The sequence below is a fragment of the Paenibacillus sp. FSL H7-0690 genome, assembly GCF_037980415.1.
Lineage (GTDB): Bacteria > Bacillota > Bacilli > Paenibacillales > Paenibacillaceae > Paenibacillus_AQ > Paenibacillus_AQ odorifer.
This window is the reverse complement of record NZ_CP150281.1, coordinates 4,212,731-4,239,120: the sequence shown is the minus strand read 5'-3', so window position 1 is coordinate 4,239,120 and position 26,390 is coordinate 4,212,731. Positions and strand designations below refer to the sequence as shown.

At 44.8% G+C, this 26,390-nt stretch carries 26 protein-coding genes; all 26 read left to right on the top strand.

All coding sequences use genetic code 11. The features are described 5' to 3' along the window. The first annotated feature begins 3 nt into the window (after positions 1-3). Positions 4-630: a chemotaxis protein CheC gene (locus tag MHI32_RS18610; RefSeq protein WP_076182646.1), complete on the top strand. Its 627-nt coding sequence runs from the start codon at positions 4-6 to the stop codon at positions 628-630. Then, on the top strand, positions 623-1,120 hold the full coding sequence (locus tag MHI32_RS18605) for a chemotaxis protein CheD (protein WP_036688499.1): 498 nt from the start codon (positions 623-625) through the stop codon (positions 1,118-1,120). The genes MHI32_RS18610 and MHI32_RS18605 overlap by 8 nt, the downstream gene beginning before the upstream one ends. Positions 1,121-1,128: 8 nt before the next feature. Then, positions 1,129-1,533 carry a hypothetical protein gene (locus tag MHI32_RS18600; protein ID WP_076127910.1) on the top strand — a complete coding sequence of 135 codons (405 nt, stop codon included), beginning with the start codon at positions 1,129-1,131 and terminating at the stop codon, positions 1,531-1,533. 90 nt (positions 1,534-1,623) lie between these two features. Continuing rightward, the gene (locus MHI32_RS18595) at positions 1,624-2,412 is read left to right on the top strand and encodes a FliA/WhiG family RNA polymerase sigma factor (RefSeq protein ID WP_076127824.1); all 789 of its coding nucleotides are present in this window, start codon (positions 1,624-1,626) and stop codon (positions 2,410-2,412) included. 29 nt (positions 2,413-2,441) lie between these two features. Continuing rightward, positions 2,442-3,845: a FapA family protein gene (locus MHI32_RS18590; protein WP_036688497.1), complete on the top strand. Its 1,404-nt coding sequence runs from the start codon at positions 2,442-2,444 to the stop codon at positions 3,843-3,845. A gap of 51 nt (positions 3,846-3,896) precedes the next feature. Next, positions 3,897-4,211, top strand: coding sequence for a hypothetical protein (locus MHI32_RS18585; RefSeq protein WP_076127826.1), 315 nt, complete (start codon positions 3,897-3,899; stop codon positions 4,209-4,211). Positions 4,212-4,260: 49 nt separating this feature from the next. Further along, positions 4,261-4,839, top strand: coding sequence for a hypothetical protein (locus MHI32_RS18580; RefSeq protein ID WP_076127828.1), 579 nt, complete (start codon positions 4,261-4,263; stop codon positions 4,837-4,839). Beyond that, entirely contained in the window at positions 4,836-5,492 is a 657-nt protein-coding gene (locus tag MHI32_RS18575) for an endolytic transglycosylase MltG (RefSeq protein ID WP_076307724.1), read from the top strand. The genes MHI32_RS18580 and MHI32_RS18575 overlap by 4 nt, the downstream gene beginning before the upstream one ends. A 161-nt stretch (positions 5,493-5,653) precedes the next feature. Beyond that, positions 5,654-6,355 (top strand): 30S ribosomal protein S2, encoded by a 702-nt coding sequence (rpsB, locus tag MHI32_RS18570; protein ID WP_036688493.1) that lies wholly within the window; start codon positions 5,654-5,656, stop codon positions 6,353-6,355. A gap of 132 nt (positions 6,356-6,487) precedes the next feature. Next, positions 6,488-7,138: a translation elongation factor Ts gene (gene tsf, locus MHI32_RS18565; RefSeq protein WP_036688492.1), complete on the top strand. Its 651-nt coding sequence runs from the start codon at positions 6,488-6,490 to the stop codon at positions 7,136-7,138. A 102-nt stretch (positions 7,139-7,240) separates the two neighbouring features. Then, positions 7,241-7,969, top strand: coding sequence for a UMP kinase (gene pyrH / locus MHI32_RS18560; protein ID WP_036688491.1), 729 nt, complete (start codon positions 7,241-7,243; stop codon positions 7,967-7,969). Then, entirely contained in the window at positions 7,969-8,523 is a 555-nt protein-coding gene (frr, locus tag MHI32_RS18555) for a ribosome recycling factor (protein WP_076127832.1), read from the top strand. Before pyrH ends, frr begins: the two co-directional genes overlap by 1 nt. A 78-nt stretch (positions 8,524-8,601) precedes the next feature. Next, entirely contained in the window at positions 8,602-9,369 is a 768-nt protein-coding gene (locus tag MHI32_RS18550; RefSeq protein ID WP_076127834.1) for an isoprenyl transferase, read from the top strand. 20 nt (positions 9,370-9,389) lie between these two features. After that, positions 9,390-10,193 carry a phosphatidate cytidylyltransferase gene (locus MHI32_RS18545; RefSeq protein WP_076127836.1) on the top strand — a complete coding sequence of 268 codons (804 nt, stop codon included), beginning with the start codon at positions 9,390-9,392 and terminating at the stop codon, positions 10,191-10,193. Positions 10,194-10,216: 23 nt separating this feature from the next. Then, complete coding sequence (locus tag MHI32_RS18540) at positions 10,217-11,356, top strand: 1-deoxy-D-xylulose-5-phosphate reductoisomerase (RefSeq protein WP_076190901.1); 1,140 nt, start codon at positions 10,217-10,219, stop codon at positions 11,354-11,356. Between the two features lie 247 nt (positions 11,357-11,603). Next, positions 11,604-12,878: an RIP metalloprotease RseP gene (gene rseP / locus MHI32_RS18535; RefSeq protein WP_076127839.1), complete on the top strand. Its 1,275-nt coding sequence runs from the start codon at positions 11,604-11,606 to the stop codon at positions 12,876-12,878. A gap of 25 nt (positions 12,879-12,903) precedes the next feature. Beyond that, on the top strand, positions 12,904-14,352 hold the full coding sequence (gene proS, locus MHI32_RS18530; RefSeq protein WP_036688477.1) for a proline--tRNA ligase: 1,449 nt from the start codon (positions 12,904-12,906) through the stop codon (positions 14,350-14,352). A 266-nt stretch (positions 14,353-14,618) separates the two neighbouring features. Continuing rightward, positions 14,619-18,947: a PolC-type DNA polymerase III gene (locus MHI32_RS18525; protein WP_076127841.1), complete on the top strand. Its 4,329-nt coding sequence runs from the start codon at positions 14,619-14,621 to the stop codon at positions 18,945-18,947. A gap of 199 nt (positions 18,948-19,146) precedes the next feature. Beyond that, complete coding sequence (gene rimP / locus MHI32_RS18520; RefSeq protein WP_340010505.1) at positions 19,147-19,617, top strand: ribosome maturation factor RimP; 471 nt, start codon at positions 19,147-19,149, stop codon at positions 19,615-19,617. A 26-nt stretch (positions 19,618-19,643) separates the two neighbouring features. Further along, positions 19,644-20,741 (top strand): transcription termination factor NusA, encoded by a 1,098-nt coding sequence (nusA, locus tag MHI32_RS18515; protein ID WP_036688470.1) that lies wholly within the window; start codon positions 19,644-19,646, stop codon positions 20,739-20,741. A 28-nt stretch (positions 20,742-20,769) separates the two neighbouring features. Beyond that, positions 20,770-21,078: a YlxR family protein gene (locus MHI32_RS18510; RefSeq protein ID WP_036688467.1), complete on the top strand. Its 309-nt coding sequence runs from the start codon at positions 20,770-20,772 to the stop codon at positions 21,076-21,078. After that, positions 21,071-21,394 (top strand): YlxQ family RNA-binding protein, encoded by a 324-nt coding sequence (locus MHI32_RS18505; protein WP_036688466.1) that lies wholly within the window; start codon positions 21,071-21,073, stop codon positions 21,392-21,394. Before MHI32_RS18510 ends, MHI32_RS18505 begins: the two co-directional genes overlap by 8 nt. Continuing rightward, positions 21,387-24,047 (top strand): translation initiation factor IF-2, encoded by a 2,661-nt coding sequence (gene infB, locus MHI32_RS18500; RefSeq protein WP_076127844.1) that lies wholly within the window; start codon positions 21,387-21,389, stop codon positions 24,045-24,047. The genes MHI32_RS18505 and infB overlap by 8 nt, the downstream gene beginning before the upstream one ends. 18 nt (positions 24,048-24,065) lie before the next feature. Beyond that, positions 24,066-24,413, top strand: a complete 348-nt coding sequence (rbfA, locus tag MHI32_RS18495; protein WP_076127845.1) for a 30S ribosome-binding factor RbfA — start codon at positions 24,066-24,068, stop codon at positions 24,411-24,413. A 72-nt stretch (positions 24,414-24,485) separates the two neighbouring features. Further along, positions 24,486-25,463 carry a bifunctional oligoribonuclease/PAP phosphatase NrnA gene (locus MHI32_RS18490; RefSeq protein ID WP_340010502.1) on the top strand — a complete coding sequence of 326 codons (978 nt, stop codon included), beginning with the start codon at positions 24,486-24,488 and terminating at the stop codon, positions 25,461-25,463. Next, positions 25,460-26,374, top strand: coding sequence for a tRNA pseudouridine(55) synthase TruB (gene truB / locus MHI32_RS18485; protein ID WP_076127847.1), 915 nt, complete (start codon positions 25,460-25,462; stop codon positions 26,372-26,374). Before MHI32_RS18490 ends, truB begins: the two co-directional genes overlap by 4 nt. The last annotated feature ends 16 nt before the right edge of the window (positions 26,375-26,390 follow it).

Sequence of the window (26,390 nt, the reverse complement as noted above, 5' to 3'; positions counted from 1 at the left end):
CCTGTGGAACTATTTAAGCACTATAAGGATTTCAAAATGGATGTGCTTAAGGAAGTTGGGAACATTGGAGCTGGAAATGCAGCCACCGCATTATCACAGCTCTTGAATAAGCCGATAGATATGGCTGTTCCTAAGGTACAGCTCCTTAACTTTGAAGAAATAACAGATAAAGTTGGCGGAGCCGAAGAACTTGTATATGCGGTGTTTCTACGTGTGGAGGGTGAAGCTCCAGGTAACCTGTTTTTCATTCTGTCACCAGAAGCGGCTATGAACTTGCTTAGTCGTATTGCGGGCATTGAGCTATCGAGTAATGAAGAGCTTGGAGAAATGGAGCTCTCTGCACTAAGCGAAATTGGCAATATTTTGGCAGGATCGTATCTTTCTTCTCTAGCAGATTTCACCGCACTTTCTATGTATCCAACGGTGCCGGCCCTTGCTATGGACATGGCTGGCGCTATCCTTAGCTACGGTCTGCTGCAATTCGGGCAGATGGGGGACGATGCATTGTTGATCGACACTACCTTCTTCGAAGGGAAAAACGAAATTGAAGGGCAATTTTTCCTTATTCCCGATCCGGAATCATTCCCGAAAATCTTCAAATCGCTAGGAGTTCCTTTTGAAAATGATTGAAGAACAAAGCATTATTAAAGTAGGGATGGCGGATCTTAACGTGGGTAGCCAAGACAGTTTAATTCGTACCACAGGTCTTGGCTCCTGCGTGGGATTAACATTGTTTGACCCTGGAAAAAAGCTTGCAGGGATGGCGCATGTAATGCTCCCATCATCTGAGATTGCTAGGGAAGGGCAGTTAAACATCGCTAAGTTTGCAGATACTGCAGTGCCGGAGCTCTTATCCCGTCTGCTAGAGCTTGGGGCGGTTCGGAGCCGGATCGTAGCCAAGATGGCCGGAGGTTCACAAATGTTTGCCTTTGCCGGGGGGAGCGACACCATGAGGATCGGGCCTCGTAATGTTGAATCTTGTAAACTAGCACTTGAAAATTTAAAAATTCCGTTAATCGCAGAAGACACAGGCGGCAATTATGGCCGTACGATAGAAATAGCCTGCAACACTGGTATATTGTTTATTCGCAGTGTGCAAAAAGGCGCTAAGGAACTATAATTATGAATATGATTGGAAACATTTTGATAAACTTGGTGTCGGGTTTGGTAGGTTTCATATTTACCTTTTTTGTAACCTACAGTAACAATGTATTGGGTACTAGTTTATTAAGAAGCCTAATTGCATTTATCATCTGGTTTCTGCTTGCTTTCCTCGTAAGATGGGTATTGGGTTTTATTATGATTCAAACATCGCCTCCGGATGAAGTGGATACTGGTGGTGAAGAACTTGGGGCGAAGCTGGATATCAGCACGCCTAATGAGGATGAAGAATTAATCAATCTACTAAAACCGAAGCCAGGACAAGGAAACGAAAATAGCGAGGGATTTAAGCCTCTTACACCTCCTAAGCTAGTTTCGATGAAGGATCCTGAAGAATTGGCCAAGGCCGTTCGTCACCTGAAAGAAGAATAAGTGAGGGCTGAGGCGGAATCGGTGATCTTATTGGAAGGTACATTTCGCCGCGAATGCTCGCTGACTAAACTTTGGGAAGGGTGAAAGCTATTGAACGAGCGTAAAGCTTCTCAATTGGAAACTGACGAGCTATGGGAACAGTGGAAAGAACACAGAGACCCTGATGCCAAAAAGAAGCTGATAGAGAGTTATCTCCATATTGTTGATTATGTATCCAGTCGTTTGGCTGTGGGATTACCCAAAAATGTATCCAAAGATGATTTAGCCAGTAATGGGGTTATGGGACTAATTGATGCGATTGAGAAATTCGACTACAAACGAGGATTGCAGTTTCAGACCTATGCGTCCTGGCGTGTGCGTGGTGCGATATTAGATTCATTACGCCAAAGTGATTGGGTACCTAGATCCGTTAGGGAAAAAGCTAAAAAAATTGAGGACGCTTATCAGCAGCTGGAGCAGAAGCACTTAAGGTCAGTTAGTGACGAGGAAATGAGCCAATACCTTAATATTAGTGAACTGGAATTTCAAAATATGTTGCAGGATGTGGCTGTGATGTCACTTTGTTCACTGGAAGACCCGATTCGTGAAGAGGAATCAGAGACCCGAATGTCCATACTGGTGGACGATAAAGCTAAGAATCCGGATAGCAAGGTAAATGAATTCTACTTGCGCGAAGCGCTCACCAAAGGTATTGAGAAATTAACGGTGAAAGAAAGGACCGTTGTGTCCCTTTTATATTATGAAGATTTATCTTTAAGTGAGATTGCTGAGGTCATGTCGTTATCTCCTTCAAGAATTTCGCAGTTGCATTCCAAAGCTATTTTGCGGCTGAGGGGAACGCTCGAGAAGAACCGTGATCTCCTTATGCAGAACGATTAACCGTTAGCGGTGACAAGGGGGAGCAAAATTTGATCGGTCAATATGCTTTGAATCAGTACTTGAGTATAACTTTTTCGGAGGACAAAGGAATCGCGTATTTGCAGTTCTCCAAAAAGGATGAGAATTTTTCCTGCTCATCTACAGAACTGGAAGCCTTCCTGCACAGTCACAATATTCGCTACGGTATCAAGAGTGATGTTGTCGAACGTATTAGTAGTCATCCTGAGGAGTTTTTTTGGAGTAAAGTTCCGATTGCTGCAGGTTATCCTGCTGTGCATGGCACAGATGGACGAGTTATGCTTACAGTTGATCTGGAAGAGGACCGCAAACCGCTTGAGAAAGCGGATGGTAAGGTCGACTACAAGGACTTGGTCCGGCTTCGTAATGTGCTTAAAGGAAAGTTAATAGCTAAAATTATCCCTGCCCAGCCTGGAAAGTTAGGGATGACTGTAACTGGTGATGAGCTTGCTTTCAAGGCTGGAAAGGAAGCTCATTTTAAAATCGGGAAAAATGTACTCATTGATAACGATGGCACTTCGATGTACGCAGCGATTGATGGACTGGTCACGTTAACTGATAACGGGAAAATCAATGTGTTTCCTGTATATGAAGTGAATGGTGATGTCGATTACGGCACTGGAAATATTGATTTTGTAGGTACAGTCGTCATACGTGGGAATGTCCTTTCAGGCTTTACGGTGAAGTCTGCCGGTGATATTCGGGTTGTAGGCGGCGTTGAAGGTGCAGAGTTAATCTCTGGCGGCTCCATTGAAATTACTGGTGGAATTATCGGATATAACAAAGGCCAAGTTACCGCTGGAAAAAGTGTGAAGGTTTCTTTCATTCAAGATGGAAACGTAACCGCTGGGGAAGATGTAATTGTCTCTCAGAGTATTATGCACTCCAATATACGTGCTGGTAGAGATGTTATCTGTAACGGCTCTAAAGGTTTAATTGTGGGTGGAATCGTTCAGTCTGGAGAAAGAGTTGTAGCAAGAACTATAGGTAACACCATGTCCACTGCGACTGTGATTGAGGTAGGCGTGGTTCCAGAGCTTAGAAATGAGATTAACGAACTTCGTCAAGAGCTGCGGCAGCTGCTGGAGAACGAGGATAAAACCTCTAAAGCTTTGTATCTATTAAATCAATTGGCTACTAACGGTCAGCTCCCTGCGGATAAAGTGGCGCTTCGCGTCAAATTAAATGCTACTAAACAATCCCATCAACGTGAAGAAAAAAGAATTAAAGAACGAGTGCTAGAGATAGAAAGAATGTTAGAAGATACAGGTAGAGCGAGAGTTGAGGTTATCAAAACCATTTATGGCGGTTCAAAGATCATGATCGGCAGATATACCCGATTTGTTAAGGATGCTACGGAGCGGGTTGTGTTTATTTACAGTGATGGGGATATATCTTTAACGCCGTACAATTAATCGGGCGGGCAGCATTTGCGGCCGGCCATTACTTGTGAGAGAAGGGTTAAGATGAGCCTAAAACCGGTGGAACTGCAAATTGCTTTGCCTCGCACCACGGAGGCGGGCAAGCTTCAGAATGAATCTCAGCAACGTCCTGCTATCGACCAACATCAATTGGCTGGGCAAAATGTAAAACAAAGTCAGGAATTGGCCATGCGGAGCACTGAAGTGGATGAGTCTTCTGAATCAGCTTTACGGGATGGCGGTGGAAAAGGCAATCAGCATTCAGGTGGCAATTCTTCGTCAGATAAACATTCGAACCCGCCTGCAACCCGTGATGCTGAGCATCCTTACAAAGGCCAACGCATTGATCTAAGTCTTTAATAAGAATCTACATGAATCTACATCTGATATGTAAAAGGAGATAAGGCACTTGCAACCATGGGTTTATATTGTGCTAGTAGGTGTCGCCGCTATTCTTTATGCCCTTTTACTTCCCGCACGTGTAAAGGAAGGAAAAGCTAATCAGCAAAGCCTCAAAGATACAGAGGCTGCGCTTGAGCTATATATGGCAGACATAGAGCGCGAGAATGAGGAACTGGTACAATTAGTTAGTAGTATTAAACAACAATCGCAAACTAATCATAATGTACTGCAGGGACAGGTTAATGAATTACAGAGTCAAGTGGTAGAGTTGCAGAACAGCTCTTTAAAGCTAGAAGCACGAGTGGCCGAGGAAGAAAAGAGTTTGAAAGAACTTGCAGTGTCGGTTGAACAAGGTTCGAAGGTTAAAGTTGGTGTAAACGAAGATCCGTCTCTCCCAGCAGAGATGAGTTCAGTGTCGCCAGATGTGAAAGCGAAACCTATTAGTTCGATAAAATTACGTTACCCAAGATTGTTTGAACTGCATGAGCAGGGCAAATCGATAGATTCCATTGCCAAGACAGCTGGACTTCAGCGAGGGGAAGTGCAACTGATTCTGCAACTTGCCAAACAGGAGGAATCGGTATGATTAAGAACCGTTCATTCTTGTTCGGGCTAGGCACAGGACTAATTACTGGCGCTTTATTACTTCAATTAATGATCTCCGGTGGAGCGGCTCCACTTACCAAAGAACAAGTTCTACAGGGTGCGGAGAAACTGAATATGAAAGTCATCGATGAAGCTGCAGTACCTTCCTCAGGGGAAACTGAGAATGATAATAAAGAGGAAGTCACAGAGACCGGGGGGCCGACAGCAGAAAGCAAGGAGAACGTCAGCCCCTCTGCGCCGGCTGCTGCAGCCTCCCCCACGCCGGCAGTGTCACCTACAACGCCTGAGAGCTCTGATAAAGCCATTGCCCCGAACAAGCCATCTACGCCTACTGACGGGAAGGTTGAGCAACCAAAGGTCACTCCAAAGGCCAGTGCCGCTCCAACCGCTGTAGCTCCTGTAACGCCTAAAGTCACAGCAAATGCTAGTGTTTCTGTTCGAATTCCATCTGGCAGCACATTGACCGCAACAACAGATATTTTAGCGAAGGCTGGTGTCATTAAAGATAAGTCTACTTTTCTAGAGGCTGCAAACAAACGTAAGATTAATACCAAAATTCAATCCGGTTCTTATAGCTTTAATAAGGGAGAAAGTATTGACTCGATAATAGAGAAATTAATAACTTTAAAGTGATCGTTGCATACACTGAGATAATATGGTATAGTAATTGACGGTGTTAAAACACACGCCGGTTGATTTCGACAAGGGGTGCTTTCTTCTGAAGAAAGTCTTGCTGAAAGATGACGCATGGCGGAGGAGACACACAATAAACCAAACTTAGGAGGTGTGTGAAGATGGCAGTAATCTCCATGAAACAGCTTCTAGAAGCTGGGGTACACTTCGGTCACCAGACTCGTCGTTGGAACCCAAAGATGGATCGTTATATCTTCACTGAAAGAAACGGAATTTACATTATTGACTTGCAAAAAACAGTCAAAAAGGTAGAGGAAGCTTACAACTTTGTAAAAAGCGTCGCTGGTGACAACGGCACAATCCTATTCGTAGGAACAAAGAAACAAGCTCAAGATTCCGTAAAAGAAGAAGCAGAACGTTCCGGTATGTTCTTCATTAACCAACGTTGGTTGGGCGGAACTCTTACTAACTTCCAAACTATCCAAAAGCGTATTGATCGCTTGAAGAAATTGGAATCTTGGGAAGAAGACGGTACTTTTGAAGTGCTACCTAAGAAAGAAGTTATCCTTCTTCGCAAAGAGAAAGATCGTCTTGAAAAATTCTTGGGCGGTATCAAGAACATGAAAGGTCTTCCAAGCGCGCTGTTCATCATTGATCCGCGTAAAGAGCGTATTGCAGTTGCAGAAGCTCGCAAATTGGGTATTCCAATCGTAGCTATCGTTGATACTAACTGTGATCCAGACGAAATCGACTACGTAATTCCAGGTAACGACGACGCTATCCGCGCTGTTAAATTGTTGACTGGTAAAATGGCAGACGCTGTTGTTGAAGCTCACCAAGGCGAAGACACAACTACTGCTTAAGTAGCGACTAACACATACAAGAACTTAAATGAAAAGGGTGGTTGGCAGGTGGATAACCTCTCACTGCCCTTTTTTTAGGATAAAGGCCTTGAATAATGTAAGAAAACGACAATTACCTGGAGGGAATAAACAATGGCAGTTGATGCAAAAGCAGTAAAAGAACTTCGTGAAAGAACAGGCGCTGGTATGCTTGATTGTAAAAAAGCGCTTGAAGAAGCTAATAACGATATCACTAAAGCAGCAGAATTGCTTCGTGAAAAAGGTCTGTCCGCAGCAGCGAACAAAGCAGGACGTATTGCTACTGAAGGCGTTGTAGAATCTTACATCCACGCTGGCGGCCGTATTGGTGTACTTGTAGAAATCAACTGCGAAACTGACTTTGTTGGTAAAACAGATTCCTTCAAGGAATTTGCTCGCGATATCGCTATGCAAATCGCTGCAGCAAACCCGCGTTATGTTCGTCGTGAAGAAGTTCCACAAGAAGATGTTGAGAAAGAAAAAGAAATCCTGAAAGCTCAAGCTTTGAACGAAGGTAAGCCTGAGAAAATCATTGAAAAAATGGTTGAAGGACGTATTGGTAAATATTACGAAGAATATTGCTTGCTTGAGCAAACTTTCGTTAAAGACCCTGACAAAACAATCTCCCAATTGTTGAATGAAAAAATCAGCACCATCGGAGAAAACATCTCGATCCGTCGTTTTGCTCGTTTTGAACTTGGCGAAGGTTTGGAAAAGAAAGTGGATAACTTTGTTGAAGAAGTTATGGCACAAGTTAATCAATAATAGTTTCATCATAAATGTGAAGAATTGAATAAAGGCAAGCATCAGAAGAGCGGAACACGTACACGTAGTGTTCCGTCTTTTGCAGAAAGTGAGGGTATACATTTGGAACAGCCGGTATTTAAGAGAGTAGTCCTTAAGGTAAGTGGAGAGTCTTTGGCAGGACAAAACGGATATGGTATTGATGCCGACATGATTATTTCCATCGCTGAACAGATCAAGGAAGTTGTAGAACTTGGCGTTCAGGTTGCGATTGTTTGTGGCGGGGGGAACATTTGGCGCGGGATCGCGGGCAGCGCAAGCGGCATAGATCGCGCTACTGCAGATTATATGGGCATGCTGGCAACAGTAATGAACTCACTTGCACTGCAGGATGCATTGGAGCAAATCGATGTGCCAACAAGAGTACAGACTTCGATCTCGATGCAGCAAATTGCTGAACCATACATTCGTCGTCGTGCGATTCGCCACTTGGAGAAGGGCCGTGTTGTTATTTTTGCAGCAGGCACAGGTAACCCATTCTTCTCAACAGATACTACTGCAGCGCTTAGAGCGGCAGAGATCGAAGCAGAAGTTATTCTGATGGCGAAAAATAAGGTTGATGGAGTATATTCTGCTGATCCGTTCAAAGATAGTACCGCTGAGAAATTCGAACAGCTTACTTATATGGATGTTCTGAACAAAAACCTCGGTGTTATGGATTCAACAGCTTCATCTTTATGCATGGATAACAATATACCGCTCATTGTATTTGCCATTACAGAACAAGGCAATATCAAACGTGTCGTTCTCGGTGAGAAGATCGGAACGATTGTTAAAGGGAGTGTAGATTAATGCCACAATCGGTCAAAAAAAATGCTGAAGAGCGTATGGAAAAAGCGATTTCATCGCTGAAACGTGACTTGGCGACATTACGTGCAGGACGTGCAACAACATCGCTTCTCGATCGTATTCAAGTTGAATATTACGGGGCACCTACTCCAATTAATCAGCTGGCCAACATTAGTACTCCGGATTCCCGGACACTGTTGATTCAGCCGTGGGACAAAACATCGATGTCTGATATTGAACGGGCGATCATGAAATCCGATATCGGATTGACACCTGCCAATGACGGCACCATTATTCGTCTTTCTATCCCTCCGCTGACTGAAGAGCGTCGGACGGACTTGGTTAAGCTGACTAAGAAATTTGGTGAAGAAGCGAAAGTAGCGATCCGCAACATTCGCCGTGATGCCAACGATGATATTAAAAAGATGGAGAAAAACGGTATCTCTGAAGATGAGTCCCGTGGCCATCAGGAAGACATTCAAAAAACAACGGATAAGTTCATAGCCGAAGTTGACAAAGTGCTTGTTTCCAAAGAAAAAGAGATTATGGAAGTTTAATGATATTCAAGAGACTTAAGGCCCCTCCGTTAATGGTGGGGTTTGTCTCTTTCTGATAAGAGCTTGGAGGAAACGGAAATGATCAAACGGATTCAAGCGTGGCTGAGCCGTAAAGACAGGCAACAGTCAGTCGAGATTTCACCGGATAACATTCCCCGGCATGTGGCTGTGATAATGGATGGTAATGGACGCTGGGCTAAACGGCGCGGCTTACCGCGCGTTATGGGTCATCAGAACGGCATGAAGGCTGTCAAACGTGCTACGATCGCTGCAGACGAATTAGGTATTAAATACTTAACGATGTATGCGTTCTCGACAGAAAACTGGATACGCCCGAAAGAAGAAGTCGATTACTTGATGCGTTTGCCTGGGGAGTTTCTGGCGATTGAGCTTGATGAGCTAATCGAGAAGAATGTTCAAGTACGCATGATGGGTGACGCTGACGCTTTACCTTCATATACCCGTAAGGCTATGGAAGAGGCGGTAGCTCGAACAAAAGAGAATACTGGATTGATCTTAAATTTTGCTCTTAACTATGGTGGACGCAATGAAATAGAAGGCTGTATGCGCAGCTTAGGGAAAGATATCCAAGCTGGTATATTGTCGCCAGAAGAAATTACATCAGAGTTGATTAACAACAGACTATTAACTGCTGGTTTACCCGATCCTGATTTGCTGATACGTACAAGCGGAGAAATTCGGCTTAGCAATTTTATGTTATGGCAGGTTGCCTATAGTGAACTGTGGTTTACTGATGTGTACTGGCCTGAGTTCGACAAAGAGCATTTGCATCAGGCCGTTGCTGAATATCAACGACGAACACGCCGTTATGGTGGACTGAAGTAGCTTGTTAGGAGATGGAACCTTTGAAGCAGCGATTGATTACCGGAATTGTTGCCGGAGTATTATTTTTAGGGTTATGTGTACTGGGAAACTGGCCGTATCAGGTTCTGCTTATTGCTATGGCTCTTATAGGTTTTTATGAATTTGTCAAAATGATAGGTATTCCTACGCTTTCCGGTACTACTGTTCTGGGTTACGCAGCTATTCTAAGCTTCATGATCCCATGGAATTTGCTTGGTGTTAATGAGCCGTTGTCCTGGGAGCAAGGGATTTGGATTCTGCTGTTATTGTTCCTTCTGGTCACCGTTTTTACTAAAAATAAATTAGATATTCGAGTAACAGCCTTGCTGTTTACTGGCATTGTATACATTGGAATGGGCTTCTCTTATATGGCCGTGGCTCGTGCATCGGATGACGGACATGGTTTGTTCTGGACTTTTTTGCTCCTGTTCTGCATTTGGGGCAGTGATGCGGGGGCATATTTTGTAGGCAGAAGCTTTGGCAAGAATAAGCTCTGGCCGGCCATCAGTCCTAACAAAACGGTGGAAGGTGCTGTTGGCGGGGTACTGATCTCGATGCTTATTTCTATCGTGTTTGCGCTGCTTGCTCCTGAACACTTGACGATAGGACGAGCATTGCTTATTGGGCTTTCTTGTGCGATATTAGGACAGCTTGGAGATCTTGTGCAGTCAGCTTATAAACGTGCGTATGGCATTAAAGACTCAGGTACACTTTTGCCAGGGCATGGCGGTATTCTTGATCGATGTGACAGCTGGATTATCGTATTTCCATTCGTACATATTGTAATGCTTATGCCTTACTATTAAACGAAGGGAGAGAGAGTATAACTATGAAAAAAATAAGTGTTCTAGGTTCGACGGGTTCGATCGGCACTCAGACTCTAGATGTCATCGCAATGCACCCAGACTCTTTTGAAGTAGATGGCTTGGCGGCCGGAACAAATACAACATTATTACTGGAGCAAGTTCGTCGTTTTAACCCGCGTAGAGTCTCTGTGGCAACGAAAGAGCTGGCAGATGAGATTAGATCCAGCCTACCTTCTGGTATAGAGCTTTACAGCGGGAATGAAGGGCTTGTTGAAGTGGCGGCTGGCGGCGATGCCGAAATGGTCGTAACGGCTGTTATGGGAAGCGTAGGGCTTCAATCAACACTAGCGGCAATTGAAGCTGGCAAACATATTGGACTCGCCAATAAGGAGACATTAGTAACGGCCGGACATTTGGTCACTGATCTTGCTAATCGTAAGGGAGTTAAGCTGTTGCCGATTGATAGTGAGCATTCAGCTATTTATCAATGTCTCAATGGCGAGAACATCTCAGATATTGCCTATATTACTTTAACAGCATCCGGCGGCTCATTCCGTGACTTTACGCGTGATCAGCTTAAGGATGTGACGGTAGAAGATGCGCTTCGTCATCCGAATTGGAGCATGGGCGCGAAAATAACGATAGATTCTGCTACAATGGTGAACAAGGGCCTAGAGGTTATTGAAGCGCATTGGTTATTCGGTCTTCCGTATGAACAAGTGAATGTGCTGCTGCACCCGGAGAGCATCATTCACTCTTATGTTGAATTCCGTGATAGCAGTATTATTGCCCAGCTTGGCAATCCCGATATGCGTGTCCCGATTCAATATGCACTTACTTATCCAGCTCGTTGGGAATCTCCGGCACAGCGTTTGTCGTTAGCAGAGATAGGACGTTTGACCTTCCGTGAAATGGACTTTGAACGTTACCCTGCACTGAAGCTAGCGATAGATTGTGGAAAAGCTGGTGGAACAGCGACTACGGCTTTTAATGCTGCGAACGAAATAGCTGTTGCTCGATTCTTGAGTCATGAGATCTCGTTCCTGCGTATTGAGGAGATTATCGGAGAAGTGCTAGATCGTCATAATAACGAGCATAATCCGAATCTGGAACAAATTGAATCCTGTGATAGACGTGTTCGAGAACTGGCAGCTACGCTGTAGAACGTTGAAAGATCTCCTTTTAGAAATATAAGAAAGTATAAGTTTCACTTTATACAGTATCCTTATATTTCTCGCGTAAACGCGTACCGACTCCTTAAGGGACACCGATGGTGTTATTGCTTGACTGGAAATACTTACTTTGCCCTAAAAATAGGTTGGGACAGTTGATTCTCTTGTGCCTGATCGGAGAATAATGATAAATTAAGAGGACATACTTCGGTCTTACACCTAAAGGGGGATGATACGTTTGGAAATGGTTCAGGTCGTTTTTTTAACGGTGCTCATGTTTTTTGTACTTGTGACTGTACACGAATGGGGTCACTATTATTTTGCCAAACGCGCCGGTATTCTCGTGAGGGAATTTGCTATCGGTTTCGGTCCGAAACTGTTTTCTTATAAACGGAATGAGACTCAGTTCACTCTTCGCTTACTGCCTTTTGGCGGTTATGCCCGTATGGCTGGTGAAGATCCTGAGATTGTCGAGATTGGTTCTGGACAGACCATTGCGGTAAGGCTCGGACAAGACAATAAAGTTAAAAACATTTATCTGGATGCACTAGACACCCGTAGAAATGTTATCCGTGGTGAGGCGTTGAATACCGATCTCGAGGATAAATTGCAGATTACCTTAGATGTGGACGGAGAAGTTACTACTTATGATGTTCATCCGCAAGCGATGATGATTAAAGGAACGCAACAGACACAAATTGCACCTAAAGATCGTCAATTCGGCAGCAAGACCGTGGGTCAGCGTGCGTTGGCTATTGTTGCGGGTCCTGTGATGAACTTTCTGTTAGCCTTTGTACTCTTCGCCATCCATTTGCAAATGGTCGGTATTCAAGTTGAAAATCCTACTTTTGTTAAGATTGGCGACGTCTCCGAAGGAATGCCTGCGCAAGAAGCAGGACTCCAAAAGGGCGACATCATTGTCTCCATCAATGGTGAGAAGATCGGTGCTGATTACCAAAAAATGATTAGCTTGACCTCGGAGTCCAAAGGGAAAGAAATGAACTGGACGCTGCAGCGGGGAGAGGAAACCCTTAACGTTACGCTAGTTCCTCGTAGTATGGAAGGGCAAGAAGGCGGTAAAATAGGCATCACTCCTGAGCTGCCTACTCGTAAAGCTGGTTTTGGCGAGACGATAACAGGTTCAGGAAAAGCTATGGTCGATACGACAGAAGCTATCTTTTTGGGCTTTAAACAATTGATCAATAAATTCAATATGGATGATATTGGAGGTCCGGTTCGTACGTTTGAAGTAACCGGTCAAATTGCTCAACAAGGTATTCAGTATCTTACATACTGGGCCGCTATTTTGAGTCTATATCTGGGGATATTTAACCTCTTGCCGATTCCGGCACTCGATGGAAGCCGTCTGGCATTCCTAGGTGTAGAGGCACTGCGTGGCAAACCTGTGGATCCGGGTCATGAAGGCATGGTTCACTTTGTAGGTTTTGCACTGCTATTTTTATTAATGATTGCTGTTACGTATAATGATATTTTACGTTTGATCAGCGGCTAATTTTCTTCGGGAGGCATTCCATTACATGGCAAAAGATAAACAATTCGTTACGGAAATCACGCCGCAAAGCGAGGATTTCTCACGCTGGTATATTGATGTTATTAAAAAAGGAGACTTGATGGATTACTCTCCTGTTCGTGGCTGTATTGTATTTAAGCCAGAAGGCTATGAAATATGGGAGCATATTCAGGAGGAAATGAACCGTCGACTCAAGGAAACTGGGCATCGAAACGCTTATTTTCCAGTGTTCATTCCAGAGAGTTTCTTTCAGAAGGAAAAGGATCACATTGAAGGCTTTAATCCAGAGCTGCCATGGGTAACAGAAGCGGGTGGTGACGTACTTGAGGAACGTCTCGCAGTTCGTCCTACTTCAGAGACCATGTTCGGCCACATGTACTCCAAATGGATTCAATCTTATCGTGACCTTCCTGTACTTATCAATCAATGGGCGAACGTGGTTCGTTGGGAGAAACGTACATTGCCATTTATCCGCACTACTGAGTTTCTTTGGCAAGAAGGGCATACCGCGCATGAGAATGAAGCGGAAGCTCGTGAAGAAACTATGCGGATGCTGGATAACTACCGTGATTTTGTCGAGACCTATCTTGCCATTCCGGTTATTACCGGACAAAAGACACCTTCCGAGCGTTTTGCCGGTGCGGTAGATACGTATTCTATTGAAGCGATGATGAAGGATGGACGCGCTGTTCAGGCTGCTACTTCACATTACCTTGGCACCAAGTTTGCCACAGCTTTTGAGATTCAATATTTAAGCCGTGACAATAATTTGGAGTATGTACACACTACTTCATGGGGCTCAACCACTCGCTTGATTGGCTCCTTGATTATGGTACATGGAGATGACCGCGGTCTTGTTCTGCCGCCTAAGGTAGCTCCAACGCAAGTTATTATGATTCCTATCGGACCTCCTAAGACCCGCGAAGCTGTGATTGGGCGGACGGACGAGCTGTTTAAGGAATTGAAGAATGCTGGCGTTCGTGTACGTGTAGATGATCGTTCAGATGTTACCCCAGGCTGGAAGTTTAATGAATATGAAATGCGTGGAGTGCCAGTACGTTTGGAGCTTGGACCACGCGATATGGAGAATGGCGTCTGCGTTCTCGTCTCACGTGTCACTGGTGAGAAGAAGGTTATTCAACAGGAAAACCTCGTAGAAGAGGTTCAAACAATGCTTGAACAGGTTCACAATGAAATGTTCGAACGTGCGCTGAAATTCCGTGAGGACCATTTCTATTCTGTAGATTCCTTGGAGGAAATGAAAGCTTCGATGGACGAAAAACGTGGATTTGCTCTAGCGGGATGGTGTGGTTCCGAAGAATGCGAGTCCAAAGTTAAGGAAGAGACAGGTGCGGGTAGCCGCAATATTCCTTTTGATCCAGCGGAGACTAAGCAAGTCTGCATATGCTGTGGCCAACCAGCCAAGCATACTGTGGTTTTTGCAAAGGCATATTAATCTTTAGGCACCGATCAACAGTCTTGTAGTATTTTAATTTAGCTTCTGGCGAGAGGAGTCGGCGGGCCGTAAGAACCCAATGCTTTTTGAACCCAGAAGCTTTTTAAAATATAAGAATTTATAGGTTTTCACTATAAATTCTTATATTTTTACGAGAAACAGTTGTCGTCTTTAAAAGTCGACTACATCGTTTCTTCTTATCATATTGTACTTTCACTGTATATCATGGATAGTTTTAACTGGGTTATTAAAGGTGGGAGGAAAGCATGGAACAAAACCAGGAGAGAAGAAAAAGGTTCGAGCTCTTGATGAAGCAGGGTGAAATTCCACCTGCAATCATGGACCCCTACTTTTTGGATGGGTATATAGAACGTGTTGAGATCAGTCGTGGCAACCGGGACTGGCAAATCGTTATAGCGAAAGATAGTCTGGTTCCAGCACAGGTATATCGGACATTTTGCCTTAGAATGCGGGAGAAGCTACAGCATATAGCTAAAGTAAGCTTTTTGTTCCTATATGATGAGAAGGTTAGCAGAGCGGAGCTTGTCCAGGAATATTGGGGACTGTTTCTGGAGTGGGTACATCGGGAGATTCCATCGGTAAACGGCTGGCTGACCCGCTCCTCACAGGAGCTTAAAGAGGATACTTTAATGTTAACGATGAGTGATTCCACTTCGATGGAGTTAGCTCGCAAAAAAAGCATCGATGGAGCAATTATTAAATTTTATGATAAGTATTTCGGTCTCTCCTTAAAGGTTAAATTACTAATGGCGGAGAACGAAAATAATAATGTTGAAGCATTCGAAGAATTTCAGCAAAAGCTTCAGCAAGAACAACGCGAGATCGTTGAGCAGATGATGACTGCTGTGGAAACAGAAGCTCCTGCTGATGATAGCGATCCTAATGAAGTAATTAAGCTTCAAGTGGGGTATGAAATTAAGGAACAGGCCGTGCCGATTCTTGAAATTCAAGATGAAGAGAAGAAAATTACAATTCAGGGTACCATTTTTGGTCTGGATCGTAAGGAGCTTCGCAATGGCAGTACCTTGTTCACTTTCAGTCTGACCGATTTTACAGATTCTCTACAAATGAAGATGTTCGCGAAGACTAAAGATGATCTGAAGGTTATGAGTCAGCTAGCCAATGGCAAATGGGTAAGAGCACGCGGGAAAGTAGAATATGACCGTTTTATGCAGATTCCTGAGCTCGTGATGATCCCTTCGGATTTAACGGAAGTTAAGGCACCGCCTGCGCGTAAAGATACAGCTCCTAAGAAACGGGTGGAATTCCACCTTCACACTACGATGAGTACGATGGATGCGGTCACTCCGATCACTACCTATGTCAAAACAGCTGCCCAGTGGGGGCATCCTGCGATTGCTATTTCTGATCATGGCGGCGTTCAGGCTTTCCCTGATGCAAACCATGCAGCTCATAAGCATAAGATAAAAATGATTTATGGTGTGGAAGCTAATGTTGTGAATGACTCTGTGAATATTGTCGAGAACGCTCAGCCTTTGGACTTGAAGACAGCTACCTATGTAGTGTTTGATATAGAAACCACGGGTTTATCGATTACCCGCAATAATATTACGGAGCTGGCGGCCATTAAAATGTGCGAAGGCAAAGAAGTAGACCGTTATTCTACTTTTGTTAATCCGCATGAGAAAATCCCTTATCATATTCAGCAATTGACCAATATTACGGATGAAATGGTTAAGGATGCTCCTGATCTTGAGCCAGTACTGCGTAAGTTTGTTGAATTTGTGGGTGATAGTATCCTTGTAGCTCATAACGCCAGATTTGATATGGGTTTTATTCAGGCCTCGTTACGTAAAATAGGTGAACCTGTACTTCCGAATCCATCTCTTGATACGCTTGAGCTCGCGCGGTTACTATATCCAAGCATGAAGAATCACAGGCTGAACACATTAGCCGATAAATATAAAGTTCTTCTGGAAAGCCATCACCGTGCGATTGATGATACCATAGCACTCGGCGGTATATTAACAGGATTGCTCGCAGATGCTGAAAAGATGAAGGGCATGACCCGCCTTGATCGACTAAACGATTATGTGGGTAATGATCTTTCGAACACACGACCGTTCCACTGTAATATTTATGCACTAAATCAAATAGGGAAAAAAAATCTCTATAAGCTCATTTCCATGTCACATACGGAATATTTCAAACGTGTACCTTGTATTCCGAAATCCAAGCTGGAAGAGCATAGAGATGGACTGCTCGTGATTTCCGGTTGTGAACGTGGAGAGTTTTTTGAAGCAGTACTCAACAAAACGACTGAGGAAGCCATGGAGGTTGCTCATTTTTATGATGTGCTGGAGATTCAGCCATTGACCATGTACATGCACTTGGTGGACAAGGGTTTTGTAGCAGGCCCTGATGAGCTTCGCGATGTAGTCCGGAAGGTTTGCGAAATAGGCGAACAGTTGAATAAACCTGTTATCGCAACGGGGAATGTACATTATCTTGAACCCCGGGACAAGCTGTATCGTGATATTACGATTAATGGGATCACGGGCTTTAGTCCGCTTAAAGACCAACGCAAACCGGATGCACACTTCCGCACAACAGATGAAATGCTGTCTGAATTCGAATTTCTTGGTGCTGAAAAAGCGATGGAAGTCGTTGTCACAAATACAGTTGAGCTGGCGGAGCGTTTTGAAGAACTGGAGCTATTTCCAGATAAGCTATTTACACCAATTATTGACGGGGCGGACGAAGAAATTCGCGAGACCTGCTACAATACTGCCAAATCCATTTACGGTGAAGAGCTGCCTGAGGTAGTTATTGCCCGTTTGGAGAAAGAGCTTGCACCGATTATTAAATACGGGTTCTCTGCCAACTATTTGATTTCTGAACGTCTCGTTAAAAAGTCAAATCAGGATGGGTATCTCGTAGGCTCGCGGGGTTCCGTAGGTTCTTCTGTAGTAGCTACATTTCTAGGAATTTCAGAAGTTAATCCTTTGCCTGCGCATTATATTTGCCTAAACCCCGAGTGTCGCCATAATGAATGGTTCCTGGACGGTAGTGTGCGGAGCGGATTCGATTTACCAGATAAAGTCTGCCCGGATTGCGGTCAGAAGCTCAAAGGTGAAGGCCAGGATATTCCGTTCGAGACCTTCCTTGGATTTAAAGGGGATAAAGTCCCCGATATCGACTTGAACTTCTCAGGGGAATATCAGCCGAATGCACATAACTTTACCAAAGAAATGTTTGGTGAGAAAAATGTATTCCGTGCCGGAACGATTGGTACCGTAGCTGAGAAGACAGCCTTCGGATTTGCAAAAAAATACGAAGAACTTCACCAGAAACGTTGGCGTGGAGCTGAAGTTGGCCGTCTGGCGGCTGGCTGTACAGGCGTTAAACGTAGTACGGGACAGCATCCGGGTGGTATAGTCGTTGTTCCAGACTATATGGAGGTAGAAGATATTACGCCAGTACAATTCCCGGCGGATGATGTCAATGCTGAATGGAAGACCACACACTTTGATTATCACGCTTTTGACGCGAATTTGCTGAAGCTTGATATTCTGGGTCATGATGATCCGACGATGATGCGGATGCTTCAGGATTTGACAGGTGTTGATCCAACTTCTATCCCGATGAATGATCCGAAAGTAATGAGCATGTTTAACTCTACAGATGCACTTGGAGTAAGACCTGACGAAATCAGATCACCGGTTGCGACCTATGGTGTGCCCGAAATGGGTACCAAGTTCGTACGTCAAATGCTTATTGAGTCGAAGCCGTCCAGCTTTGCTGACTTACTGCAAATATCAGGTTTGTCTCATGGTACTGGTGTTTGGCTTGGTAACGCTCAAGAGCTTATAAAGAATAACACTTGTAACATTAAGACCGTTATCGGTTGTCGTGATGACATCATGCTCTTCTTAATTTATAAAGCGGGAATGGATGCGAGCTTGGCCTTTAAAATTACCGAGAGTGTTCGTAAAGGTAAAGGTTTGTCTGACGAATGGATCGAGGAAATGAAAAAGTGCAAGGTCCCACAATGGTATATTGATTCTTGTCTAAAGATTCAATACATGTTCCCGAAGGCGCATGCTGCTGCATACGTAATTTCTGCAGTACGTACCGCCTACTTCAAGCTGTATCATCCTATTGAATATTATGCGACTTATTTCTCTGTACGTGCAGCAGATTTTGATATTGAATTGTGCTGTAAGGGGTATGAAGCCATCAGCCGTCAGATCGTAGAGATTGAGCAAAAAGGATTTCAAGCTTTGCCTAAGGAAAAGGCTATGTTGCCTGTCCTTGAGATGGCTTTGGAGATGACGGCACGTGGGTTTACATTCAAAAACATTGATCTTTACCGCTCAGAAGCGAATAAGTTTATTGTTGATGACAAGAGTTTGATTCCTCCGTTTTCTGCTTTAGCGGGAATTGGTGAGAATGCTGCTATCAACATAGCTGCTGCGAAAGATGCTGGCGAGTTCCTGTCAATTGAAGATTTCCAGCAGAAATCAAAGGCAAGTAAGACGGTTATAGAGCTGCTGACCGGCATGGGCTGCTTCCGCGGCTTACCGGAAAGTAATCAACTTTCCCTATTTTAAAGGCTTTATCAACACTTATTTCATGGCTAGAAAAGAGTGCTCCAAAGGGGGAGTCAAGGGCTAGCACTTGTCAGTCCAGTTTCCCTATGGTATAATTTCTTTGGTAATAATGAGATAAGTCCGTTGTGTAAAGAGTGGGGAAACCCACTCTTTATCTTTGGTATATAGCAAAAGACAAGTTCGTGGAGGTAATTTTCTTTTGAGCACACCCAAATCTAAAATTAAACAAACGGTAGAGCAGATGCTCGGGCCCTATCTCGACGACAATGGTTTCGAACTGGTGGACGTTGAATACGTGAAGGAAGGCTCCAATTGGTTTCTGCGTATATTCGTAGATAAAGAAGGCGGCATTGATATTGATGACTGCGGGATCATTAGCGAATATTTCAGTCAGAAGTTAGATGAGAATGATCCTATTCCTGAGGCATATTTCCTTGAGGTTTCCTCGCCGGGAGCAGAGCGTCCTCTCAAAAAAGCTGCGGATGTAGCTAAAGCGGTAGGTAAGGACGTGTATGTGACTGTTTATGAGCCGATTCAAGGACTCAAAGAATTTGAAGGTCGTTTGCTCTCGTTCGAGAACGAGGAACTGCTCATCTCCGCGGGCAAAAAAGAACATGTAGTAGTACCGTACGCCAAGGTCGCAAGTGCGAGATTGGCCATTATTTTTTAACGTCTTGAAAGGGGGGCCGGAAATTCATGAGTATGGAGTTTATTGAAGCAATGAATGAGCTGGAGAGGGAGAGAGGCATCAGTAAAGATGTGCTGTTTGAAGCGATTGAAGCGGCGCTGATCTCTAGTTATAAACGTAATTTCAATGCAGCACAGAACGTGCGTGTTGACATGAATCGCAATACAGGTGTCATTAAAGTGTTTGCCCGCAAGTTAATTGTTGAGGAGGTCCTGGATACAAGGACTGAAATCTCATTGCCGGCAGCCAGAGAAATTAACCCGCATTTCCAGCTGGAAGATATCGCTGAGCTTGAAGTGACACCGCGTGATTTTGGACGTATTGCCGCACAGACTGCTAAGCAGGTTGTAACTCAACGAATTCGCGAGGCAGAGCGTGGACTTATCTATAATGCTTTTATCGACAAAGAAGATGATATCGTTACTGGACTAGTTCAACGTCAAGATATGCGGAACATTTACATTGATCTTGGCAAAATCGAAGCGGTTCTTCCGCTTAGCGAATTGATGCCAGGTGAAAAGTTCAAACAAAGCGAACGCATCAAGGCTTATATCACAAAAGTTGAGAATACAACAAAAGGTCCGCAGATTATGCTCTCCCGCAGTCATCCTGGATTACTGAAGCGTCTGTTCGAGCTTGAAGTTCCTGAAATATTTGACGGTGTAGTTGAGATTCGTTCTGTAGCCCGTGAAGCTGGCTTCCGCTCGAAGATTGCTGTGTATTCCCGCAATCCAGAAGTAGATCCCGTTGGTTCTTGCGTAGGTCCAAGAGGCACACGCGTTCAGACCATCGTTACTGAGCTTCGCGGTGAGAAGATCGATATCGTCCGTTATTCTGATCTGGTGCAGGAATATGTTGCGAATGCACTTAGCCCTTCAAAGGTTCTTGAAGTTCAAGTCTTTGAAGCGGAGAAGATGGCGAGAGTTATCGTTCCTGATTATCAATTGTCACTGGCTATCGGTATTAAAGGGCAAAATGCACGTCTTGCCGCTAAACTTACCGGCTGGAAGATTGATATCAAGAGTGAAACTCAAGCGGAGCAGGAATACGGCAGACCGAAATCTTCTATTGATGAAATGCATCAGGATTCCGTCTCCATAGATTAATTAACCTGCTTGACGGGAGGCGTTTGTTATGAAACAAAAAAAGGTGCCGCTGCGTAAATGCGTTGCTACCCAAGAGATGATGCCTAAAAAAGAGCTGATTCGTGTGGTAAGAACGCCTGAAGGTGAAGTGCTGATTGATCTGACGGGCAAGAAGTCAGGCCGTGGTGCTTACATATGCGGCAAGCTTGAATGCTTTCAGCTGGCACAAAAGAACAAAGCACTTGACCGTGCATTGAAATGTCAAGTGAGTCCTGAAATCTACGCCCAGCTAGCCCGGGAGTTTACTTCCGTGGAAGAGCAGTTTCTAGCAGCAAAGGATAGTGAGGATAATGAGTAAGGCGCTTTCTTATTTAGGGCTTGCCATGAGAGCAGGCAAGATAGTCACCGGTGACGAGGCTGTACTCAAAGCTGTACGGTCTTCAGAGGCGAAGCTGGTCGTTCTGGCAGGTGACGCTTCAGATAATACCCAAAAAAAGTTCCGTGATAAATGCGGAACTTACGATATTCCACTAGTAATCGCATTTCACCGGGATGAACTCGGTGCAAGTATTGGTAAAGACCAGCGTGTAGTACTGGCCATTACGGATAAAGGATTCGCGGAAATGATCTCCAAGCAACTCGGAGATACTGTCGGAGGTGGATTTATTGACTAAAGAAGAGAACAAAGATAAATTGCGCGTGTACGAATACGCCAAGTCACTAAACATGAGCAGTAAAGAAATTATTACTATTCTGAAGCGTTTGAATGTCCCTGTGAATAATCATATGAGTGTCATGGAGAATGGATCCGTGAACAAAGTTGAACAGTTCTTTAAGGATATCAAATCAAACGCTGCAGCCAAGCGGGATACCGGCACCAGCAGCCGGCCGGTAACAACCGGTGCGGTAACAGCCGAACCTCAAAGTGCTCAGAATGCCAACAAAAATCAACAGGAAAAGCAGGTAGGTATGAACAGTAACCAAAACAACAACCAATCGACGACGTCCCCAAGGCCCCAAAGCGGACAAGATTCCCGCAGAACACAAACAGGTTCAACGCAGAATGCACGTCCGCAACAAAGCGGTGCTCCACGTACTAACAGTACTAGCAGTACTAGCAGCAGCCGCCCGCAAGGCAGCACTACTGGCGGCAATCGCCCACAAGGTAGCAATACCGGTGGCAGCCGTCCGCAAAGCAGTAATACTGGCGGCAACCGTCCACAAGGTAGCAATACTGGTGGCAGCCGTCCGCAAGGCAGCAATACTGGTGGTAGCCGCCCACAAGGCAGCAACACTGGTGGCAGCCGTCCACAAGGCAGCAACACAAGTGGCAGCCGTCCGCAAGGACAAAGCAGTGCACCACGCACTGACAGCCGTCCACAAGGTCAATCTGGCACAGGCGGAGGTTTCACACGCGGTGATGACAGAGGTCCTAAAAAGAACACAACTGGTGGCAGACCGAATAATAATCAAAGACGTTTCGATGATGGTAAAGGTGGTAACTACCGCGGTCGTGGTGGTAAGAATGGCCGTGGCAAGAACCAGCCAATGGTACACCGCGAGAAGATCGATAACACACCTAAGAAAATCATCGTTCGTGGCAGCATGACCGTTGGTGAAACAGCGAAATTGCTTCACAAGGATGCTTCTGAAGTAATCAAAAAGCTGATTTCGATGGGTGTTATGGCTACCATCAACCAAGAACTTGATATCGACACCATTTTGCTACTCGCTGCTGAATTTGGCGTAGAAGTAGAAGTGAAGATTCCTGTTGACGAGGACAGCTTCGAAACAGTGGAAGAGAATGACAATGAAGAGGATCTTCAGACTCGTCCTCCAGTAGTTACTATTATGGGTCACGTTGACCATGGTAAAACTACACTACTTGATGCTATTCGTTCGACCAATGTGACGCTAGGCGAAGCCGGCGGAATCACTCAGCACATCGGTGCTTATCAAGTCGAAATCAACCAAAAGAAAATCACGTTCCTTGATACACCTGGTCACGAAGCATTTACTGCTATGCGTGCTCGTGGTGCACAGGTTACGGATATGACAATTATCGTAGTAGCTGCTGATGACGGTGTTATGCCTCAGACCGTTGAAGCTATTGCACACGCTAAGGCTGCTGGACTTCCGATTATTGTCGCTGTTAATAAAATCGACAAACCGGGTGCAGATCCTGATAAGGTGAAGCAAGAGCTTACAAGTTATGAACTTGTTCCTGAAGAGTGGGGTGGAGATACCATCTTCGTTAACCTCTCTGCGAAACAACGTATTAACTTGGAAGAACTGCTGGAAATGATCCTGCTCGTAGCTGAAGTTAATGAGTACAAAGCGAACCCTGACAAACGGGCACGCGGTACTGTTATAGAAGCTGAGCTTGATAAATCCCGTGGGCCAGTTGCTCGTATACTCGTTCAGAACGGTACGTTGAAAGTCGGCGATGCCTTTGTAGCAGGTAACTGCTTCGGACGTGTACGTGCGATGGTCAATGATAAAGGTCGTAAGATCAAAGAAGCTGGACCATCTACTCCAGTAGAAATTACTGGTTTGACTGAGGTGCCACAAGCTGGCGATCCGTTTATGGCTTTTGAAGACGAGCGTAAAGCGCGTGCGATTGCTGATAGACGTTCTACTTCCCAACGTCAATCTGAGCTGAATACGAACACCCGTGTAACTTTGGATGATCTGTTCCAGCACATTAAAGATGGCGAGATCAAAGACCTTAACGTGATTATCAAAGCTGACGTACAAGGTTCAGTCGAGGCGCTTAAAGGATCCTTGGCTAAGATCGAAGTGGAAGGCGTGCGCGTGAAGATCATTCACAGCGGTGCTGGTGCGATTACTGAATCCGATATTACGCTTGCAGCAGCATCGAATGCTATCGTTATCGGCTTTAACGTTCGTCCAGACGCACAGACCAAAGCAGCTGCTGAGCAAGAAAAAGTAGATGTTCGTCTGCACAACATTATCTACAACGTAATTGAAGAAATCGAAAGTGCCATGAAAGGTATGCTCGATCCTATCTATAAAGAGAATGTTATCGGTCACGCCGAAGTTCGCAGCGTGTTCAAAATCAGCAAAGTGGGAACCATTGCAGGATGTATGGTTACTTCCGGTAAAATTACCCGTAATGCTGAAATGCGCTTGATCCGTAGCGGAATCGTAGTGTTCACAGGTAAGGTTGATACTTTGAAACGTTTCAAAGATGATGCCAAAGAAGTGGCGCAAGGTTATGAATGTGGCATAACTTTGGAACGCTATAATGACGTCCAAGAGGGCGACATTATCGAAGCGTTTCTTATGGAAACTGTAGAGCGCTAAGCGAAGAGGTGAATATAGATGTCTAAAATTAGAGCAGGACGAGTGGGCGAGCAGATCAAGAAAGAGCTTAGTCAACTTATCCAAAGCGGTCTGAAAGACCCTCGAATCGGTTTTGTAACTGTAACTGGCGTAGACGTGACTAACGATCTATCGCAAGCCAAGGTATACCTAAGCGTGTTCGGGGATGAAGAGCAGAAGTCAGACTCGCTTAAAGCGATTGAGAAAGCCAATGGTTTTCTTCGCTCAGAGCTTGGCAAGGCCATTCGCCTTCGGCATACACCGGAGCTGATCTTCAAGTTCGACGAATCTGTCGCTTATGGCAGTCATATTGAGAAGCTTCTTGGAGAGCTTCATAAGAACGATTAGAAATAAGTGATTAAAGTGGGGTTCAAAATAGCGTTATGCTATTTTGAACAACCTTTAAAAAGGAGACGGCGAATGCAGAGCTATGAACAAAGTCTCCAGCAGACCCGTGAGTTTCTGCTGGAACACGACGATTACCTTGTAGTGTCGCATGTTCAGCCGGACGGAGATGCAGTCAGCTCCACCCTTGCGGTGGGCTGGCTTCTCTCATGTCTGGGCAAAAAATATACTATGCTGAATGAAGGACCGATCCCGAAGCGAATGGAATACCTATGGCATTCGGATGAAATCATCAATATGGCCTCTAGTGAACCGCCCCGTCAATACAGCAACGTCATCTGTGTGGATTGTGCGGATTTTCAGCGAGTAGGGCTGACAAATCGCTATTTTGCGAATGAGGCTTTTATCCTGAACATTGATCACCATCCAACAAATAACGGTTATGGATTCGTTAATTTAATCAAACCGGATGCAGCTGCGACAGCGGAAATTTTGTTCGACCTGCTGAAGACATTCGAGATCGAATGGGATATTGATATCGCCACAGCTATATATACGGGTCTGTTAACAGATACCGGTGGTTTTCGTTATACCAACACATCACCAAAAGTAATGGCAGCTGTATCTGAGCTATTATCCCTTGGGGTTAACGGTCCTGAACTCGCTGAGACATTGCTTGAAGAAATGACGCTGCCACAGGTTAAAATATTAAATAAAGCCTTAAATACGCTGGAATTATCTCCTGAAGGAGATATTGCCTGGCTATATGTTACACCCGAGCATATGATCGAATGTGCTGCTGCTAATGAAGATTTGGAAGGAATCGTAAACTACCCTCGTAATATTCGGGGCGTGGAAGTAGGCATTCTTTTTAAAGTTATTCACGAACATGCGGTCAAGGTTAGCCTGCGTTCTGCCGGTAAAGTTGACGTGGCTGCATTGGCGCAAACGTTTGGAGGCGGCGGTCATACCCGTGCTGCAGGTGCGCGTATAGAAGCTACGCTTGAGGAGGCAATAGCTCAGGTGCTTGAGGAGGTAAGACGTCATTTATGAGTGAATTAGAAGGTGTTCTGGCGGTTTATAAACCGGCAGGCTTCACTTCACATGATGTTGTAGCCAAGGCACGTCGGATTCTCGGCATGAAACGAATTGGTCATACGGGGACACTAGATCCCCAAGTGACTGGTGTATTGCCGCTTTGTCTGGGACGTGCGACTCGCGTTGTGGAGTATATTCAGGAGCTGCCCAAAGAATATGTGGCAACACTGAGACTGGGGATGTCCAGTGATACTGAAGACTTAACTGGAACCATTACGGAAACTGTTGATGAGGTTCATGTAACTGAGGAAGAGATTCTTGCAGTGCTTGCCTCTTTCAAAGGCGTAATTTCTCAGGTTCCTCCCATGTACTCTGCGGTGAAAGTCGACGGCAAACGTCTTTATGAATTGGCTAGAGAAGGCAAAACCGTTGAACGGAAAAGTCGCGAAGTAGAGATTTATGAAATCGAAATGACGGATATGACTTGGGAAGGTAATCATCCCGACATCACTTTCCGGGTATTATGCTCCAAAGGCACGTATATTCGTACACTTTGTGTAGATATCGGTCGTGCGCTTGGACTGCCGGGTGTAATGGTGAAGCTGGAGAGAACAATGTCGGCAGGAATTTCTGCCAGCCATTGTTTATCCCTTGAGGATATTGCCGCGCACAAGGAAGCCGGAACATTGGAAGATCATTTAATCGCTGCTGATGAGGCAATTTCGCATTTGCCTAAGCATACCGTTATGGATGAGAAGAAGAAGGCAGCACTGCAAGGGCAACGTTTGTCTTCGCGGTTCATTGCTCCAGAAGTGAAGACAACAGGTCAAATTCGGCTATACGATCTTCAGGGATTGTTTCTTGGCATTTATGAGCTGGAAGAGACAGGTGCTATTGCCCCAGTAAAGGTGTTTGCACAAGCTTAAATCAATTTTACCAAGT

Bases quoted from the DNA above. Each gene is read 5' to 3' on its own strand.
- tsf (WP_036688492.1), top strand. From the start codon at position 6,488: ATGGCAGTTGATGCAAAAGCAGTAAAAGAACTTCGTGAAAGAACAGGC.
- MHI32_RS18550 (WP_076127834.1), top strand. From the start codon at position 8,602: ATGATCAAACGGATTCAAGCGTGGCTGAGCCGTAAAGACAGGCAACAG.
- MHI32_RS18505 (WP_036688466.1), top strand. From the start codon at position 21,071: ATGAGTAAGGCGCTTTCTTATTTAGGGCTTGCCATGAGAGCAGGCAAG.
- truB (WP_076127847.1), top strand. From the start codon at position 25,460: ATGAGTGAATTAGAAGGTGTTCTGGCGGTTTATAAACCGGCAGGCTTC.
- frr (WP_076127832.1), top strand. From the start codon at position 7,969: ATGCCACAATCGGTCAAAAAAAATGCTGAAGAGCGTATGGAAAAAGCG.
- MHI32_RS18510 (WP_036688467.1), top strand. From the start codon at position 20,770: ATGAAACAAAAAAAGGTGCCGCTGCGTAAATGCGTTGCTACCCAAGAG.
- MHI32_RS18605 (WP_036688499.1), top strand. From the start codon at position 623: ATGATTGAAGAACAAAGCATTATTAAAGTAGGGATGGCGGATCTTAAC.
- MHI32_RS18585 (WP_076127826.1), top strand. From the start codon at position 3,897: ATGAGCCTAAAACCGGTGGAACTGCAAATTGCTTTGCCTCGCACCACG.
- rpsB (WP_036688493.1), top strand. From the start codon at position 5,654: ATGGCAGTAATCTCCATGAAACAGCTTCTAGAAGCTGGGGTACACTTC.
- MHI32_RS18600 (WP_076127910.1), top strand. From the start codon at position 1,129: ATGATTGGAAACATTTTGATAAACTTGGTGTCGGGTTTGGTAGGTTTC.
- MHI32_RS18490 (WP_340010502.1), top strand. From the start codon at position 24,486: ATGCAGAGCTATGAACAAAGTCTCCAGCAGACCCGTGAGTTTCTGCTG.
- MHI32_RS18575 (WP_076307724.1), top strand. From the start codon at position 4,836: ATGATTAAGAACCGTTCATTCTTGTTCGGGCTAGGCACAGGACTAATT.
- proS (WP_036688477.1), top strand. From the start codon at position 12,904: ATGGCAAAAGATAAACAATTCGTTACGGAAATCACGCCGCAAAGCGAG.
- rbfA (WP_076127845.1), top strand. From the start codon at position 24,066: ATGTCTAAAATTAGAGCAGGACGAGTGGGCGAGCAGATCAAGAAAGAG.
- nusA (WP_036688470.1), top strand. From the start codon at position 19,644: ATGAGTATGGAGTTTATTGAAGCAATGAATGAGCTGGAGAGGGAGAGA.
- MHI32_RS18525 (WP_076127841.1), top strand. From the start codon at position 14,619: ATGGAACAAAACCAGGAGAGAAGAAAAAGGTTCGAGCTCTTGATGAAG.
- MHI32_RS18540 (WP_076190901.1), top strand. From the start codon at position 10,217: ATGAAAAAAATAAGTGTTCTAGGTTCGACGGGTTCGATCGGCACTCAG.